Genomic DNA, 16,363 nt, shown 5'->3' on the forward strand with positions numbered 1-16,363 from the left:
AATTTTGACCACTTGGAGCAAAAGCATTTCTTAATTCCTGAACCACCGCTTAGATTAAGGTATACAAAGGATACGAAGCGAAAGGTGGTTTAGCTTCCATATGAAAATAGCTATCAAAATCGTAGTTTGTGTGCTCATCTTGGCGGGCATTGGGCTTGGCACGTTAGCCTACATGAATAAGCCAATCTCAAAAGAGATCGTTAACGAGAAAATTGAAAAACATTTAGCAGATATCGTCACACAACATGATTCGTTATCGAGCGCTTTACTGACTATTTACTCCAAGCAAACGGGTTACTTTGCACAATTTGCAGTAGGCACAAAAAATCATACTACTGACCAGCCTGTTCAAATCGATAGCCCTTATCATGCAGCCAGCATCGGGAAAACAATGTGCGCAGCTATTTTCGGCATGTTGGTCCAAGAAGGTCGCATCAGCTATGACGACAAAATCACATTATGGCTGGATGAGAGCCTGCTTGATGGCTTGTTTGTGGTCGATGGCGTGAACTATGCAGATCAAGTCACGATTCGACAGTTGCTCAGTCATACATCAGGAATCGGAGACTATTTTGAAGGGCCGGTCACAAGCGGGCAGCCGATGATTGACCTCATAACATCGAACCCCAACCGTTCATTTAAGCCGCAGCAGTTGCTTGCGTTTACCCGGGATTATCAGCAATCTGTTGGCAAGCCAGGCCAGCAATTTTATTATTCGGATACCGGATATATATTGCTTGGTCTTATATTGGAGGCGCTTGAGCAGAAGCCATATGCTGACATTTTACAAGACAAAATATTTAAACCTTTGGGTATGAAAAATAGCTATTTCATGTCTAACTATGATCAACCTGCGAATATACTCGGTATTTATGTACATGGCATCGATCTGAGCGACAAACGTGCCTTGTCAGTTGACTGGGCAGGGGGTGGGGTCGTTACTACAATGAGTGACCTGTTAACGTTTATGCGGGCGCTTGAGGAGAGGACCTTACTGTCTGATGAAGTTTATAAGCAGATGACAGCTTTTACGCACCATTATGAGAAAGGGATTACCTACGGTATGGGCATGATGTATTTTGATTTTAGTGAGCTGTCTTTTTTATTAGGCTCCATGTCTGATTTGTATGGTGGGGTAGGATCAACTGGCACCTATGCCTTATATGACAAGGCGAAGGATACGTACTTTATCGCCAACTTTGGCTCCCTTGATTTTACGCAGAAAGGATTAGAACAATTAATAAACATAAGGATGATATATGATAGGATGATAATAGAATAACTAAACTATACGTTGTCATTTAGGAGACACAGCATGGTTCAATTATTGTGTTCAAATAAAGTGTATGAAAAATTGAAACAAGAGTTATCGAAGCACCATATTGAAATGAAACCAGACAGCTCATTGGTGCTCGTTGAACAAGGTTATGCCATTCCGAGTGATAAGCTTTGCATCGTATTCGACGCGATTGATTACATGGATGTGGTGAAGCTGCTAGTTTCAGGTGTGCGAGCAGACTTGCAGGCAATGAGCACGATTACGGGCTTAAGTGAAAATAAATTCGCCGTAATTGCCCCACAAGATGTGTTATATCTCGAAGCGGCTCCAGAAGGAATTATGGCGTACACTGCGATGAATCGATATACCGTCAAAGAAACGTTACAATATTATGAGAACATGTGGGTCGCTAAAGGGTTTATTCGCATCAACAAATCCCAACTTGTCAATTTGCTTCATGTAAAAGAAATTATCCCGTGGTTTAACTCCCGATACGTACTGAGGATGAACAATAACATGGAATTGGAAGTATCAAAGGTGTTTTCCAAAAAACTTAGGCACACACTTAACATATAGGAGCGCAAGGGATGGAAAATATCAATTTTCAAAATACAGTAAAGTCCTTTTTTCTCGGCCTCTTCATCGGTATTGTTTTGCAGCTTATAGATAACAAGGATGTTTTGTTAACGGAGCGACTGTTAGCCATTTTAGCAAGCGGGAGTATTGGCTTTATTATTGGTCTTATTACCGAATGGCTAACCGCGATACTTCCTATTCGTATAGCGAGGGTACGAACTTACTTTTTTATTAACAACTTAATTGCATTAGTAGTGACCAGTTTGATCATGGCCGCTTTAATTTGGACTACACATCGTAAAATAGAGGCTCAAGGTGAGCTCGTATCGATGATGCTGATCGTGCTTGGTATCGTATGTATCGCTAATTTAATAGATTATGTGATGTATCGACGGGCACAACACCAATTAGACACGTTTAAGGCACGAATGAAAGAGAAATAGAATGAATAAGTACTAGGCACCTGCTTGATTTGTTTTAGATAGGGCATCGTTCCCGTGTGAAGGAATGGACAGAGGCAACCTTTGTTCATTCCTTTTTCGCGTGGAAAGTTTACATTGGGCTAATTTTGTTCACAAGTTGACACAAATATGTCGAAGTTATGGCTCGTAATAGCTCTAATGAGTTATAGGAGTAAACAAAGGTTGTTGCTACAATGATTGGTGTTGAGTAATACGAGGCAAGGTGGTGAAGGAATGAAATTAAAAGGTGTGGCGGTTTTCACATTTGTAGTCGTATTGTGCCTGTTAATCGGCTGCTCCAAAGAGGCTCCGGTTAATGCGGACGACGTGGAAGCATCGTTAACCATGAAGCCAGACACGATTGTAGCTGGTCAACCCGTAGTACTGCAGGTTAGCTTTACAGGAATGAAAGTATCTGAGAAGGCAACCGTCAGCTTTGATATCCGGGCGGGTGATAAGCCGGATCTGTTTGATGCCACTCATAAGGGCGATAATGTGTTTAGCGGATCGTACACGTTTTCTGAACAAGGAAAATACGACGTGTATGTTCATCTGTTTGGAGACGATGTGCATCTAACCCGAAAGAAAACGGTTGAAGTCAAATGAGAACGTTACCTTTCTGCTTAATTGTGTTTGCTGGAATCGTAGTTGCTGTCTGTTTGTCGTCTGGTCAAGCTTACGCAGAACAACAACCACTGGAGCTCCAACAGTTGTTGGATCAAGCAAAGCCAGGATCGCGGATCGTACTGCCGTCAGGAACGTATGAAGGACCTATTACGATCAGCAAGCCGCTTACCCTGCAAGCGGCAGAGTCCGCAGGCGAAGTTATTGTGCGCAACGTGAGCCAGCAGCCCGCCATCACACTTCAAGCAGACCATATCACATTGACTGGATTACGAATTGTTGATGAAGCCGTTAAAGAGTCAGCAAGCATACTCGTGCTAGGCAATCGCTCTGTGCTGGATCAGTTGCAGGTCCGTACGGGTTCTCACGGGATTCAAGCTAAGGATGCAAATGACGGCACGGTCAAGCGGACGACAATAGAATGGGCTGTTGACGGTATGCGAATGGCTGACAAAGGGAATGGTATCGATCTTTATAATGCACACCGCTGGCAGATGACTAATAACACGATTCGGGCAGTACATGACGGCATTTATATGGAAAATAGCGATGAAGCTCTCGTTTCACGCAATGTAATCGAACGCTCGCGTTATGGCATTCACTGTATGTACACCAAGAGAACCGTAATTAAGGGTAACGAAGGCAAACTTAATGTAACAGGCGCTATGGTGATGGCGGCCGAGCAAGTTGCAGTTACAGGTAATACATTCAGCAAGCAAAGCGAAAACGTAAATTCGCAAGGCATTTTGCTTTTTGATGCACACAAGACAACTGTGTCAGATAACAAGATTGATGGGAATCGAGTAGGCTTGTATGTAGAACAATCCACCGCAAACCAGATGGAGCGTAATCAGGTAAGTTACAATTTTGTCGGCATTCAATTGGTGGAAGCAAGCGATAATACGATAACAAGCAATCAATTTTGGGGTAATGTGACGGACGCACAAGCACGCAACAGCGACGATAACACCATTACAGGCAACTATTGGGACAGTTTTCGTGGCATTGATACAAATGGGGATGGACATAGTGAACTTACATATGCCATCAACCCGCTTTTTCAAGGGTTAACCCGCAAGCGCGCAGCTTTTCAGTTGTTTTTCCAATCTCCAGGCATGATTTTTTTAGAAGGCCTCTACCAGACGGAGCGCACGCGATGGACAACCGATTTATCCCCCCTTATGAAACCACACGCCAATCTCATCCAGACCGAACACCAAGGTGACAAGTTGATAACCGGATTGATGGGGTTATTCATGTTAAGCTGTACAAGCTTATTATTTTATAAAATGAGGAGACCAAAATGATGAAAAAAATACCACAACTGCTGGCTATTATGTTTGCCCTAATGGTACTGCTGACTGCTTGCGGTGGAAATAAATATGAGCCACTGGCGATTAATGAACAAACGGACGTATGTGCCATTTGTAAAATGGCGGTGAAGGACGATCAGTTTGCAACTCAAATTGTGACTAAGGATGGGCAATCACTTAAATTTGATGATCTTGGCTGCTTAAATAAATGGAAGCAAGAGAATGGAACCGATACGATTGGTGCTGCTTTTGTTCGTGATCATAACAGCAAACAATGGATTCCGTATGAAAAAGCTTATTATGCTTATGATGCCACCTACAAAACGCCAATGGCTTACGGAGTGGTGTCATTTGAGAAAGAAGCAGATACAAAAGCATTCATAGAAACACAAGGCAAAGGCAAACTGATGACAGCCGACGATCTTGCCCATCATTCATGGGAAGTGAATCGTAAAATGATGGAAGGTATGAAGGGACACGGTCATGCCAAGCCAGATGGTGGACATACAATGTCGGAGGAGAAGACAACTTCTGATAACAACCACTCCACAGATACGACGAAGCAACCTTCGTCCGGAGGTCATGGCTCGTGACAGAGATGCGTGATGTCGCTGCAAGAGAAATGAAAATCGGTTTTCGCAATCCTTGGGCCTATTCGTTTACGGCCCTTTTTGCTCTATTTATGCTTAGCCTGTTGTTCATTAATGCGCAAGGTTATGTCACAGGTTATTCTGGCAGCAGCAGTACGATGCTGAATTTGGCTTTGTATTTGCTGCCCCTCATGGCATTAATGCTCGGTTCATTTTCATTGACAGGTGAGAAGGAAGAGGGAAACTGGGCGCTATTGTCGACTTATCCTTTAGGAACATGGGCTTTTCTTACAGGAAAATATACAGGGCTTGCTATTGTACTGCTAGCGATTGTTACCTTTGGATTCGGGTTGTCTGGTGCGGTAGGCTCTTTGCTTGGGGGCGGGTTTAATTTTGCAACCTATGGGCAACTGTTCGTATTTTCGCTCAGCTTGTCCTTCCTGTTTCTCGGTGTGGCGCTGCTTATCGGTACAATCGCTCATAATCGCTGGCAGGCACTTACGATCGGGGTTGGAATCTGGTTTTTTGCGATCATTGCCTGGCCTTCCATTCTTATTGCAGCGCTCGGGATGATGCCGTATACGTGGATAAAGCCAGCGCTTACGGTGTTAACCTTTCTGAACCCCGCGGAGCTGACCCGTTTATTTACCGTCGTTAAATTAGGTGGCGGTTCAACACTTGGGCCCGAATATTACAATTGGATGCTGTGGATACGCTCTCCGTGGGGAACACCCGTTTTTATTGGTGTACTCGTGTTATGGATCGGTACAGCCTTAACAATAGCTTATCGTTTATGGGAAAGGGAGCGAAGACGTGGATAACGATTGCGTACGCTTTGATGCGGTTCATAAAGTATTTCAGAAGAAAACGGTCATCGAGAAGGTGGATTTACGTGTTGACCGTGGTGAAATTGTAGCTTTATGCGGCGGCAATGGAGCTGGCAAAAGCACACTGCTGCGTATGCTGGTAGGTATTTTGCATCCGACAAGCGGCGCAATAACGGTGAATGGGTTAAGCTGGCAAGCTGAACGACGTCATTATGCACAGCAGATCGGTTATATGCCCGATGATTACCGCTTTAGTGTTGGCTTGACAGCGTTAGAGACCGTACATTTCTGGGCTAAGTTACGTGGCTTGGGCAAGAATCGTGCGCTGGAGGTGCTCTCGCTCGTTGGCCTGTCTGATAACGTGAATAAGCAAGTCTCCTCTTTCTCAAAGGGCATGCGGCAACGCGTGTTATTTGCGCAGGCTTTGCTTGCTGCGCCTCCGCTTCTCGTGCTGGATGAGCCGACGAACGGGCTTGACCCTTATTGGATGGAAACGTTTATCCAATTGGTTCGTCAAGCGGCCAGCAACGGGCATACGATCTTATTTTCCACGCATCAATTGCAAATCGCTGAAGCTTTGGCGGATCGGATTGTATTTTTGCGTGACGGTAACATCGTACTGGATGGAAGCAAGGAACAAATTTATGAGCAGCATGGAGCAGCCGGCTTGCAGCAATTGTTTGGTGAATTGTTTGGCATCCGCTCAGGTCTATAAATGAGGTACAACAAGGAGCTGCAATGGATATGATAAATAGCAAACTGATCCAGTATATTTTGCTGCTTGTGTTAATCGGTGCTGGAGTATACACCTTAGTTAAGGGGGAGGTTCCTCGGGATAAGGCGGTACTCGGACAAGCAGCGCCTCTGTTCACACTGGCAGATCTACAGGGAGACACCGTCCCACTCTCTCGTTATGAAGGGAAAGGCGTCCTGCTTAATTTCTGGGCCTCCTGGTGTAATCCATGTGTAAACGAACTTCCATTGCTGAATGAAGCCTATAAATTAACAGGCGTTGACGTATTGGCGATAAATGTAGGGGAGAAAGCTGAAACGGTGCAGCAATTTGTAGATCGATATGAGCTTGCATTTCCAGTCGTTCTGGATGCAGATAAGAAGATCAAAAAGCAATATTTGGCTGTCGGCTTGCCGCTTACAATCGTAATTAATGCTAAAGGCGAAATTATTGAAAGGCATGAGGGGGAGTTGACAGAAATGGCAGACATTTTAAATCTAATGAGGAAAATTAGTCATGATTAATCGCAAGTGGGGGTTAAGCCTCGGTCTACTGCTTGTCCTGTTCGTTATGCTCTTTGTACCACTGTCATTCCAGCCCCCAGGCAATACAAGAATGGTTATTGACCATACGTTACGTGTCTATATCGCCCCGCCTTGTTTTAATGAGGCTGAGCTTACTAATCATTTAGTCGAGACTACTTGGCACAGAGTAGTAGAGTCAGGATATTCACCTGAGTCGGACTGTACGGCCCTCAAGATGCAGCCAATAAAGCGTACATTGTGGAATAAAGTGATGGAACTGATAGGATTAATGCCTAATCCTTGGTCGTGGTAGTGAAGGAAATCCTCTATTTTCACTTTGCATATGACGTTGATCGTTATACAGCAGCATTTAATATAGGGAGAGGAGACTGCACCGTTGAACTATAGACAAATCAAATGGCTTATCCTGATCATTCCCACCTTAACTATTGGGATATGGGAGTATGTGAGGCATGAGTTTCTCCTTCCCTATATTTCTATGGATCTTGGCAATTGGCTTGCTCCTGTACTTGTATTGTTAGTCACTTTACTATTTTTGACCAAACTGTTTGCTATGATCGAGCAAAGCCAAGAAGAACTTAATCGTGTGAAAGCAGTTCAGGCGGTGTTGGAGGAACGTGAGAAAATAGCACGAGAATTGCATGATGGCATCGCACAATCGTTGTTTTTTTTGAATGCGCAGGTTACACGGATGGAGCGAATGGAGCAGGCAAATGGTTTGCCGCTAGACAAGCTAAAAGAAAGCGTACACCATACGAACGACTATGTAAGACAAGCCATTGCAAATTTGCGTCATGCAGCGGATGTAGACAGCAACCCTTGGCTTCAAAGCGTCGAAAGCTTAATTGACGAGCTGCGCAGAGAAAGTGATTTGCACTTTGAAATATCATGGAATTTAACGGACACCATTCTTTCTTCTAAAGAGAAAGTGGAGCTGCTGTCGATCATTCGCGAAGCATTACTTAATATTCATAAGCATGCTGCTGCAACCAATGTTTATGTGCATGCTGCAACGACCCCTGCTGGTTGGCTCTGCCAGATTACAGACAACGGCAAAGGCTTTCATTTGGAGGCGGCGAATAAAGGAAATTGTTACGGCTTAAAGATGATGCAGGATCGTGCTGACAAGATGTCTTGGAACCTACACATCGACAGATTAAAAAGACGAACGAGGGTTACGATCACAAAGGGGTGACTTGAAATGTCAACATTTCGTGTGCTGATCATCGATGACAGTGAAATGGCTAGAGAAGGAATGCGGATGATTTTGGAGAGTGACCCCATTTTTGAGGTCGTGGCCGAAGGAAACAGCGGTGAAGAGGCACTCGTACTTAGTGAGCAGTGGATGCCTGATCTTATTTTGATGGATATTCAAATGCCAGGCATGGGGGGGCTTGAAGCGACTAAACGTTTAAAGGAGAAATTTCCGTACGTCAAAGTTGTAATGGTCACCGTCTCGGATGATATTACCCATTTGTTTGACGCTTTAAAGAAGGGAGCTCAAGGCTACTTATTAAAAAATTTGAATCCTGAGGCATGGCACGAATATTTGAAAGCCATTGCCGTTGATGAAGCGCCAATGACACGCGAACTGGCGTTTCGTATTTTAAAAGAAATGTCGCCAATGGGAAGCGGCGAGGGTCAGGACAGTCCATTAACTAGCCGTGAGCGTGAAATACTAAGCTTTGTAGCTAAAGGACTAAGCAACAAAGACATTTCTTGCAGACTTGATATTTCGGAGCATACGGTTAAAAATCATTTGAAAAATATTCTCCAGAAGCTCCATTTGGAAAATCGAGTCCAGTTGGCCCGCTACGCCTACGAACATGGTTGGATGAGCTAGCGAGAATAAATATTATTTGCCATTTTAAAATTTAAATCTATTGTAATACTTTAAAATCCATTAAACTAATACTCAATGGCTTGTTTTTCCAGTGAAGAACAGGAGGCTGTAGGGGAGGTGAGTTTAATGGCAGCTTTGCAGGATCAGAACAAGCAGGAAGCGGATTGGAGCGATCATCATGGAGAGGAACAGAAGGATACCCCCTTACGTCAAGTGTTGATGGTAGATCGCCTAAGTGTCGTTGTCCAAAAAGACAATCATTGCAGCACACTACTTCATGAGCTTTCATTCACCATTAACGAAGGAGAGACGTTGGCGCTTATAGGCGAGAGTGGAAGCGGGAAGAGTATCACTGCAAGCGCCATAGCGGGTTTAATGCCAAATGGGGTCCGGATTGGAAGCGGAAATATTTTATTTCAAGGGGAGTCGATCATAGACTGGTCTGAAAAGAAAAAGAGGCAATGGAGAGGCAAACAAATCGGTTGGATTTTTCAAAATTATCAAGGCAGCTTTTCTCCATTTTTCCCAGTAGGACGGCAAATGTGTGCTATCATTCGAACGCATCTGAAGCATCTCTCCGATCGGGAAGCCAAGCAATTGGCGTTGACTTGGTTAGACTACGTTGCGCTGCCACCTGAGCGTACCTACGCAAGCTACCCCTTCCAATTAAGTGGGGGACAACAGCAGCGTGTGTCCCTTGCTGCCGCACTAATGCTGAAACCCGCTTTACTTATTGCGGACGAACCGACAACGGCGCTAGACGTATTGACGGGTGAAACGGTACTCGCACTTATGTCGGAGTTGCAGCGGCAAACGGGATGTGCGTTGCTGCTGATCTCACACAATTTGCAACAAGTAATGACACGAGCACATCGCATCTTAGTGATGAAAGCAGGCCGCATCGTAGAGGCGGGAGATGCCATAACGATACGAGATGATGCAAAGCATCCGTACACCTGCCAGCTTCTGAAGTCATGTCCAAAGTTGATCAAACCTGATCAAACTTAATCAAACCTGCTGAACCTGTATCGCAGTAACTTTTATAACAAGATCGTGCACTTCAAGGCAGCGCTACTGTTAAGGAGGGAATTGCCAGATGAATGCACTACTATCGGTAAACGGGGTATCCAAAACGTACAAAGGCTCAACAGGGAAAGCAACAGTTCATGCCGTACACAATATATCGTTTCATATCAACAAGGGAGAATGTCTCGGGCTTGTGGGCGAGAGCGGATGTGGCAAAAGCACGCTTGCAAAGCTGCTTTTGTTGTTGGAGCAGCCAGACTGTGGAGAAATTTCGTTTCACGGTACTTTGCTAACAGGACTTAAAGGAAAGGCTTTACGCATGATGCGCCAGCATATACAAGGCGTGTTTCAAGACCCTAACGCCGCACTTAATGATCGACTTCCCGTATGGCGCTCTGTCTTGGAGCCGCTCGACAATTATCCAGAAGTAGTGCCACCTTTTCTTACCGGAATAAGAAAGTCCAGACGGAACACCGCTGCGACGTTATTTGACATGGTTGGACTGGAACGCGCTTGCATGGAGCGTTATCCACATGAGCTAAGCGGTGGACAACGGCAGCGGGTTGTCATTGCACGCGGAATCAGTTTGCTGCCGAAGCTGCTAATTTGCGACGAGGCAACGACGAGTCTTGACGTTACAGTGCAGTCTCAAATCTTGCAGCTGTTAGAGCAGTTGCGTCTTGAGCTTGGGTTAGCATTTTTATTTATTTCCCATGATATTGCTGTTGTGGAGCAAATGAGCGCTCGAATGGTAATTATGCAAGCAGGTACAATCGTGGACCAGTTTTCCAAGCATGAAATTTGGAGTGCTAAGCGTCATCCCTACACCCAGTTACTCCTGGCGGCAGCAAGCAGATAGCGCATTTCCCTATCATCGCTACTTTGCTAGTAGTCAAATATAGCCCGTTTTAGCTATACAAGTACGTTTGGAAGTCTTGTATAATTACGGTTGTAAAATGGTGGTTATTACCATCCATTCAACTTACCAATGAAACGGGGGGAAATGATTTGAAACAGAAGTACGCCTTACTGCTTGCCTTGCAGTCATTTGAATTTGAAATTCATCGGTTAAGAGCTTATTCAGAAGAGTGTTCCGATTGTTACGAGTTGTTGCAGTCGAAGTTGGACGCTTTATGTCAGTTCATGACATCCGATGAAAATGAAGCGCTTTGGAGGCAATGGGGGGATACGGAAGAGATCAGGCAGCACGGGGAGCGAGTTCGCTCTGCATCTAATCAAGCGTTGTGTCATTTGGAAAAATACCAATCCTCGCAAATACTGAATCAAACAACGAGCATAAGTGATTACCTTTCGATTCTCTCTTCTACAGTAAGACGTGAACTGCTATTGTTCGAAATGGACTCGTCTTCCAAAATATTGTTTATCGGCTCCGGTGCCTTCCCTGTATCTGCGCTGACGATGGCGCAAGAAACAGGTGCAAAAGTATTTTGCCTGGACACAGATGAAGAAGCTGTTGCTCTCGGAAAGCGGGTTGCTGAGGCGGTAGGGTTAATCACCAGTCTTTCGTTCTCAGGCTGTTATGAGGCAGGACTAAGCTTCCTTGAGCAGGCTACACATGTTATTGTTGCTTCGCTCGTTGACGACAAACATGAACTGCTCGGAAAGCTAAGACAATCAGCTCATGAAGATGTCAAAATCATTATAAGATATGGCAACGGACTAAAGTCCATCTTCAACTTTCCTTTTGATGTCGAACCAACTGATGAATGGGAAATAACCCCGATCGTACAAGGGAAAAGGATTTACGATACCGTCATGCTACAGCGCAAAAGAGTTAGAGCAATGGAGGTGACATAGGTAGGATGATTAATCCACACCTGAAATCGTTTGGCAACACATTAATTGTTGGCGTTGGGCCGGCTGGCATTCATGCAGCAGTAGATTGGAGCAAGCACTCTAATCAAGTAGGCTTACTAAATCGAAAAGGAATTCGCGCGAATCAGATTCAGCAAGAGCTTGAACAAAATGAATATGCGATTTATGCTGATTTACAAACTCCGCAAGCCCGTCATTTAAGTAGTGGTACGACAGTGAGCTGTTTTTATAATGGTTATGAAGACGTTGAGGATATATGGCACACGCTTGTGTTATGCACCCCAAGTGACAGTTACACACAGGTCATTCAACAATTAAATCTGGCAGCGATGATGCGACTGCGTACTATTGTACTTATTTCACCAGGGATCGGATCGAATCTTCTACTTCAACGTGCGCTAGGTCAGCATGCAGCTTCCATTGAACTTATCAGCTTTTCTACTTACTATGCCTCTTCCAGATTCCCATTCCACGAAAATACGATGTTAAAAACCGTTGTCAAAGGTATGAAACGAAAAATAATAGTCGGAACAAATCGCAAGGACAGCAAAATAACCCCAATACTCAAAGCGATGCTCGAAGCGCAAACGATTCAGTGTGAGTTAGCTGCTACACCGATTGAAGCAGAGAGCCGCAGCATAACAACGTATGTGCATCCCCCTTTTTTTATGAACGAATATTCCTTAAATGAAATTTTTGGCTCCCATATTTCACGTAAATATTTGTATAAACTGTATCCGGAAGGGCCGATTAACCAGCATACGATCCGCAGTATGATATTGCTCTGGAAGGAGATATCAGAGCTGCTCCTATGTTTTGGTGTAAAGCCTCTGAATTTGCTGAAATTTCTGAATGATGATAACTATCCGGTGCATGAGGTGACGCTGTCGCGAGCGGATATCGAGGGCTTTCCTCAAATGGAGCCTATCCAGCAACAATATATGCTGTATATCCGCTATTCCTCCATACTGATCGATCCATTCTCGGAACCGGACGAGCAAGGAAAATACGTCGACTTTTCCGCCATTCCCTACAAGCAGGCCGAGGTTGATAACAACGGCCACTGGTACATCCCGCGAATCCCGTATGAGGATTATAAGAAGCTGAAGCTGCTGTGCAGCTTGGGACAGCTGTTAGGTGTGCAGATGAAGCATGCACTTGCATTAGTCGAGCTTTTTGAAGACAAGCTGGCCACCTTTATAGAGGAGAAAGGTGCAGACAGGTTCGCTTTCGATATGATGACAGATGACACAGAGGAGCAAGCGGCAACGATTCTTCTTACTTTTCGGGAACAGGAGGCAGAAGCATGTTTGGACACAACGTAAGCTTGCTCCGCAGCAGTGGAACACTTCTCGCCATATTATGCTGCATTATGGTACTGACCAGTTGTAGTGGAAATGCCCAGTTGGCACATACAAACAAGGATGAAGAGAAGCTCATTACTATTGTACACAGCTTACCTAACGAGTCACTAGACCCTCACAATGAATGGATCGCCTTGAGAGCGGGTATAACCGAAACGCTGCTTCGCTTGGATGAGAACATGCAGGTCAACCCTTGGCTTGCTGTTAAATGGGAAGCAAAGGATGACCTTACCTGGCAATTTACGATCCGAGACGGTGTTACTTTTCAGGACGGTACAAAACTTGATGCTGCCGCCGCTAAAGCTTCCTTCGAGCGGGGGATTACAGATAGCAAGGCGCTTGCTGCTGCATTAAAGATTCAACATATGGAAGCCAATGGACAAGTGCTTACCTTTACAACGACAGAGTCTCATCCAGCTTTCCCCACAGAGCTAGTTCATCCTACGACAAGCTTGATCAGTGTCGCGGCTGAGCAAAAAATGGGGAAGGCAGCCTTTAATAAAGCACCTGTTGGTACGGGGCCATTTCAAGTCAATGCTTTTATTTCCGGACAGGAAATATCGCTGTCACGGTTTGACGGTTATTGGGACGGAAAAGCGAAGCTGAGCAAGGTGAAGTTTCTGTTTAATGCGGATGCAAACGTCAGGACGATGGCCTTTCAGTCCAAACATGCGGATATTGTGTATCATTTAGCTCCAGAGGCACTCGGGACGATTGGCCAAGATGCAGAGCTTGCCGTGCAATCGGTAACGAGTCTACGTACCCATTATTTTACGTACAACCCGAAAAGTGCGAGCGTATCCGATCTGTTCGTGCGAAAAGCGATCGATAAGCTGATTGATCGGGACACCATCGTAAAAGAAATTATGCTTGGTCATGCTCATCCTGCTAACGGTCCGTTTTATTCTTCGCTTCCGTTCGGCAACAAGGGTGGATATACAAAGTTTAGTCCAGAGGAAGCACTCAAGCTGCTGGAGAGAGCAGGATATAAAAAGAACGGAAACGGCAAGCTGGAAAAGAACGGTGCAGTGCTTCAATTAAAGCTGATCGCCTTTTCCGGAATCAATCCCGAATTGCCGCTAATTCCACTGCTGCTGCAATCGGACGCCGCCAAAATAGGAATGGATATCCAAATATTATCGGTCGAATATCCCGATGTCTATATAAAAGATCACACCGATTGGGATTTATCGACATCGAGTTATTTAACATCGCCTCGTGGAGACGGCGCGTCGTTCCTTACTGCGGCCTATGTTCCAGGAGGGTCGTACAATCCGGCTAACATTCACGTGGCTCAGCTTGATCCGATTTTGAAAGCACTTCACGCAACCGGAGATGTTCAAACACGTAATCAGTTGACCCAGCAAGCTGTGCAAGTTATTAACGAAACGAACGTAAATTCTTTTATTATACATCCAAACATTTTGGTGGGGATCAATCAACGCGTTTTAAACTGGAAGCCAGGTGCTGAAGAATTCTATATCGTTTCGAATCAAATGGATGTGCGCTAACATGTTCAAGCATGTCGGATTGAGGCTGCTCCAGCTAGTGCTAATGCTTATTGTGTTAAGTCTAGTTACATTTGTACTCATGAAAATGGCACCAGGCGACCCTGTGCTCGCTGTTTTGAAGGCTGATGAAAGACCGGTTACTGAAGCTAATCAACAAGTGGTTCGTCAAGCATTAGGACTTGACAAGCCCTTGTACCAGCAGTATGGAAGCTGGCTTCTCCAAGTTGCTCGTTTCGATATGGGACGCTCTTATACGACTAATCAGGACGTTTGGCAACTGCTAATGGAACGATTGCCTGCAACGGTTTCATTGATGTTCAGCTCTATGCTTGCACTGCTTGTGTTCGCAGTTCCGCTTGGCCTGCTAGCTGCTGTATATTGTGGCCGATCTGTTGATCATGCCAGTCGAATGATTGCTTTGCTTGGTGCATCTATCCCTAGCTTCTGGCTTGGCCTGCTGCTGATCTATTTATTTTCTTACCGCTTAAACTGGCTGCCTATGATGGGGGGAGGCAGCTTGTACCATCTCATCTTGCCTTCTGTTACGCTTGGTTTTGTTATGGCTCCGGAATACATCCGGCTGCTGCGTTCCGGTCTACTGGAAGGTCTTTCGCAGGAATATATTCGAGCGGCACGTGCGCGAGGTATTCGAGAATGGAGGGTAACCGCCATATACGCGATGCGTCCTGCTTTACTGCCTATAGTTTCTCTGCTAGGGGTGAGCATGGGTGCGTTAATAGCTGGCTCTGTCGTGACGGAGACGCTGTTTGGCTGGCCAGGGCTTGGCAGCATGGCGATGGAAGCGATTACGCAACGCAATTATCCGGTAATTCAAGGGTATATTTTGCTAACCGGATTAGGGATTGGACTTGCGAATTGGTTATCCGACGTCGGCCTTCTGTTGTTAGACCCGAAAATTCGGCATGAAAAGGGGATGAGCGCTTGAAAGCAGAGAGCCCTACAAATGTGGTAACTCAAAGCGCATACGCCTCATGGCGGACGATAAGACGCAGTCCAGTGATGGGGATCGGCATCGGGATCGCGGCAATTATTTTATTGATCGCATCGTTAAGCCCGTGGCTAACACTTAATGATCCGCTGCTTATCCAGATGTCACAGCGGCTGCGTGCGCCGAGTCTGGAATACCCACTTGGAACGGATCATATGGGGCGCTGCATCATATCCAGATTAGTGGCAGGAACTCGTCAAACGGTTGGTCTTTCCTTTTGTGCCAGCGCAGTCGTTATCCTTATTGGAGTGCCGCTTGGCCTGCTTGCAGGCTACGCCAAAGGATATTTGGACGCCCTGTTGATGCGTCTGGCTGATGCCGCGGGCGCATTGCCTGAGTTTTTGCTTGCGATTGCCGTAGCAGGCTTTCTTGGCCCAGGCCTCGTGAATACGCTGTTTGCGATTGCATGTGTCAAGTGGATCGGATACGCCCGACTCGTACGAGGGATAACCCTATCGGAGTGCAAGAAGGACTACATCCATGCTTCCATTGTAGCCGGTAGTGGGGGCTGGCGTATTATCCGAAGGCACCTGCTTCGTCAAGTGGCATCTCCATTGGCCATTATGGCCGCCGCGGATGTGGGGAAAACGATATTGCTTATTTCAGCACTATCCTACCTTGGTCTTGGAGCACAGCCCCCGTCACCGGAATGGGGAGCCATGCTAAGTGATGGCAGGCCTTATTTTCAAATCGCACCTGAGCAGATGATATATCCTGGTCTATGCATTTTAATCGTTGTGCTGGCATGCAATCTCATAAGTGATGGCTTACGTGATCTAATGGATGTGCGTTCCAGATAATCTGAATTATTAAGCCAACTTCAAAG

At 45.4% G+C, this 16,363-nt stretch carries 19 protein-coding genes; all 19 read left to right on the top strand.

From position 1 onward, the window contains the following. Positions 1-100 precede the first annotated feature (100 nt). The 19 genes from H509_RS0113570 to nikC all read left to right on the top strand — a co-directional run bounded on the left by H509_RS0113570 (position 101) and on the right by nikC (position 16,337). Positions 101-1,282 carry a serine hydrolase domain-containing protein gene (locus H509_RS0113570; protein WP_028545566.1) on the top strand — a complete coding sequence of 394 codons (1,182 nt, stop codon included), beginning with the start codon at positions 101-103 and terminating at the stop codon, positions 1,280-1,282. 33 nt (positions 1,283-1,315) lie between these two features. Further along, the gene (locus tag H509_RS0113575) at positions 1,316-1,855 is read left to right on the top strand and encodes a LytTR family DNA-binding domain-containing protein (RefSeq protein WP_028545567.1); all 540 of its coding nucleotides are present in this window, start codon (positions 1,316-1,318) and stop codon (positions 1,853-1,855) included. A gap of 11 nt (positions 1,856-1,866) precedes the next feature. Beyond that, positions 1,867-2,298, top strand: a complete 432-nt coding sequence (locus H509_RS0113580) for a hypothetical protein (RefSeq protein WP_028545568.1) — start codon at positions 1,867-1,869, stop codon at positions 2,296-2,298. A 252-nt stretch (positions 2,299-2,550) separates the two neighbouring features. After that, entirely contained in the window at positions 2,551-2,922 is a 372-nt protein-coding gene (locus tag H509_RS0113585) for a hypothetical protein (RefSeq protein WP_028545569.1), read from the top strand. Beyond that, entirely contained in the window at positions 2,919-4,247 is a 1,329-nt protein-coding gene (locus tag H509_RS0113590) for a right-handed parallel beta-helix repeat-containing protein (RefSeq protein ID WP_028545570.1), read from the top strand. The genes H509_RS0113585 and H509_RS0113590 overlap by 4 nt, the downstream gene beginning before the upstream one ends. After that, positions 4,247-4,846 carry a nitrous oxide reductase accessory protein NosL gene (locus H509_RS0113595; protein WP_157277677.1) on the top strand — a complete coding sequence of 200 codons (600 nt, stop codon included), beginning with the start codon at positions 4,247-4,249 and terminating at the stop codon, positions 4,844-4,846. Before H509_RS0113590 ends, H509_RS0113595 begins: the two co-directional genes overlap by 1 nt. A 5-nt stretch (positions 4,847-4,851) precedes the next feature. Continuing rightward, positions 4,852-5,664: an ABC transporter permease gene (locus H509_RS0113600; RefSeq protein WP_036697413.1), complete on the top strand. Its 813-nt coding sequence runs from the start codon at positions 4,852-4,854 to the stop codon at positions 5,662-5,664. Next, a complete protein-coding gene (locus H509_RS0113605) occupies positions 5,657-6,385 on the top strand; it encodes an ABC transporter ATP-binding protein (protein ID WP_028545573.1) in 729 nt (242 codons plus the stop codon). Before H509_RS0113600 ends, H509_RS0113605 begins: the two co-directional genes overlap by 8 nt. A 29-nt stretch (positions 6,386-6,414) precedes the next feature. Then, positions 6,415-6,927, top strand: coding sequence for a redoxin domain-containing protein (locus H509_RS0113610; protein WP_028545574.1), 513 nt, complete (start codon positions 6,415-6,417; stop codon positions 6,925-6,927). Continuing rightward, positions 6,920-7,240 carry a hypothetical protein gene (locus H509_RS25275; protein WP_051287081.1) on the top strand — a complete coding sequence of 107 codons (321 nt, stop codon included), beginning with the start codon at positions 6,920-6,922 and terminating at the stop codon, positions 7,238-7,240. The genes H509_RS0113610 and H509_RS25275 overlap by 8 nt, the downstream gene beginning before the upstream one ends. Positions 7,241-7,324: 84 nt before the next feature. Then, entirely contained in the window at positions 7,325-8,143 is an 819-nt protein-coding gene (locus H509_RS0113620) for a sensor histidine kinase (protein ID WP_028545575.1), read from the top strand. Positions 8,144-8,149: 6 nt separating this feature from the next. Continuing rightward, positions 8,150-8,791 (top strand): response regulator, encoded by a 642-nt coding sequence (locus tag H509_RS0113625; RefSeq protein WP_028545576.1) that lies wholly within the window; start codon positions 8,150-8,152, stop codon positions 8,789-8,791. Positions 8,792-8,917: 126 nt separating this feature from the next. Further along, positions 8,918-9,799, top strand: coding sequence for an ATP-binding cassette domain-containing protein (locus tag H509_RS0113630; RefSeq protein ID WP_084159182.1), 882 nt, complete (start codon positions 8,918-8,920; stop codon positions 9,797-9,799). A gap of 88 nt (positions 9,800-9,887) precedes the next feature. Then, positions 9,888-10,676 (top strand): ABC transporter ATP-binding protein, encoded by a 789-nt coding sequence (locus tag H509_RS0113635; protein ID WP_028545578.1) that lies wholly within the window; start codon positions 9,888-9,890, stop codon positions 10,674-10,676. A 149-nt stretch (positions 10,677-10,825) separates the two neighbouring features. Beyond that, positions 10,826-11,635, top strand: coding sequence for a nicotianamine synthase family protein (locus H509_RS0113640; RefSeq protein WP_028545579.1), 810 nt, complete (start codon positions 10,826-10,828; stop codon positions 11,633-11,635). Positions 11,636-11,640: 5 nt separating this feature from the next. Then, positions 11,641-12,978, top strand: coding sequence for an opine metallophore biosynthesis dehydrogenase (locus H509_RS0113645; RefSeq protein ID WP_028545580.1), 1,338 nt, complete (start codon positions 11,641-11,643; stop codon positions 12,976-12,978). Further along, positions 12,960-14,528, top strand: a complete 1,569-nt coding sequence (nikA, locus tag H509_RS0113650) for a nickel ABC transporter substrate-binding protein (RefSeq protein ID WP_036697044.1) — start codon at positions 12,960-12,962, stop codon at positions 14,526-14,528. The genes H509_RS0113645 and nikA overlap by 19 nt, the downstream gene beginning before the upstream one ends. 1 nt (position 14,529) lies before the next feature. Continuing rightward, complete coding sequence (gene nikB / locus H509_RS0113655) at positions 14,530-15,474, top strand: nickel ABC transporter permease (RefSeq protein WP_028545582.1); 945 nt, start codon at positions 14,530-14,532, stop codon at positions 15,472-15,474. Then, positions 15,471-16,337: a nickel transporter permease gene (gene nikC, locus H509_RS0113660; RefSeq protein ID WP_245596042.1), complete on the top strand. Its 867-nt coding sequence runs from the start codon at positions 15,471-15,473 to the stop codon at positions 16,335-16,337. The genes nikB and nikC overlap by 4 nt, the downstream gene beginning before the upstream one ends. Positions 16,338-16,363: the final 26 nt, after the last annotated feature.

The organism is Paenibacillus taiwanensis DSM 18679 (genome assembly GCF_000425125.1).
Lineage (GTDB): Bacteria > Bacillota > Bacilli > Paenibacillales > Paenibacillaceae > Paenibacillus_B > Paenibacillus_B taiwanensis.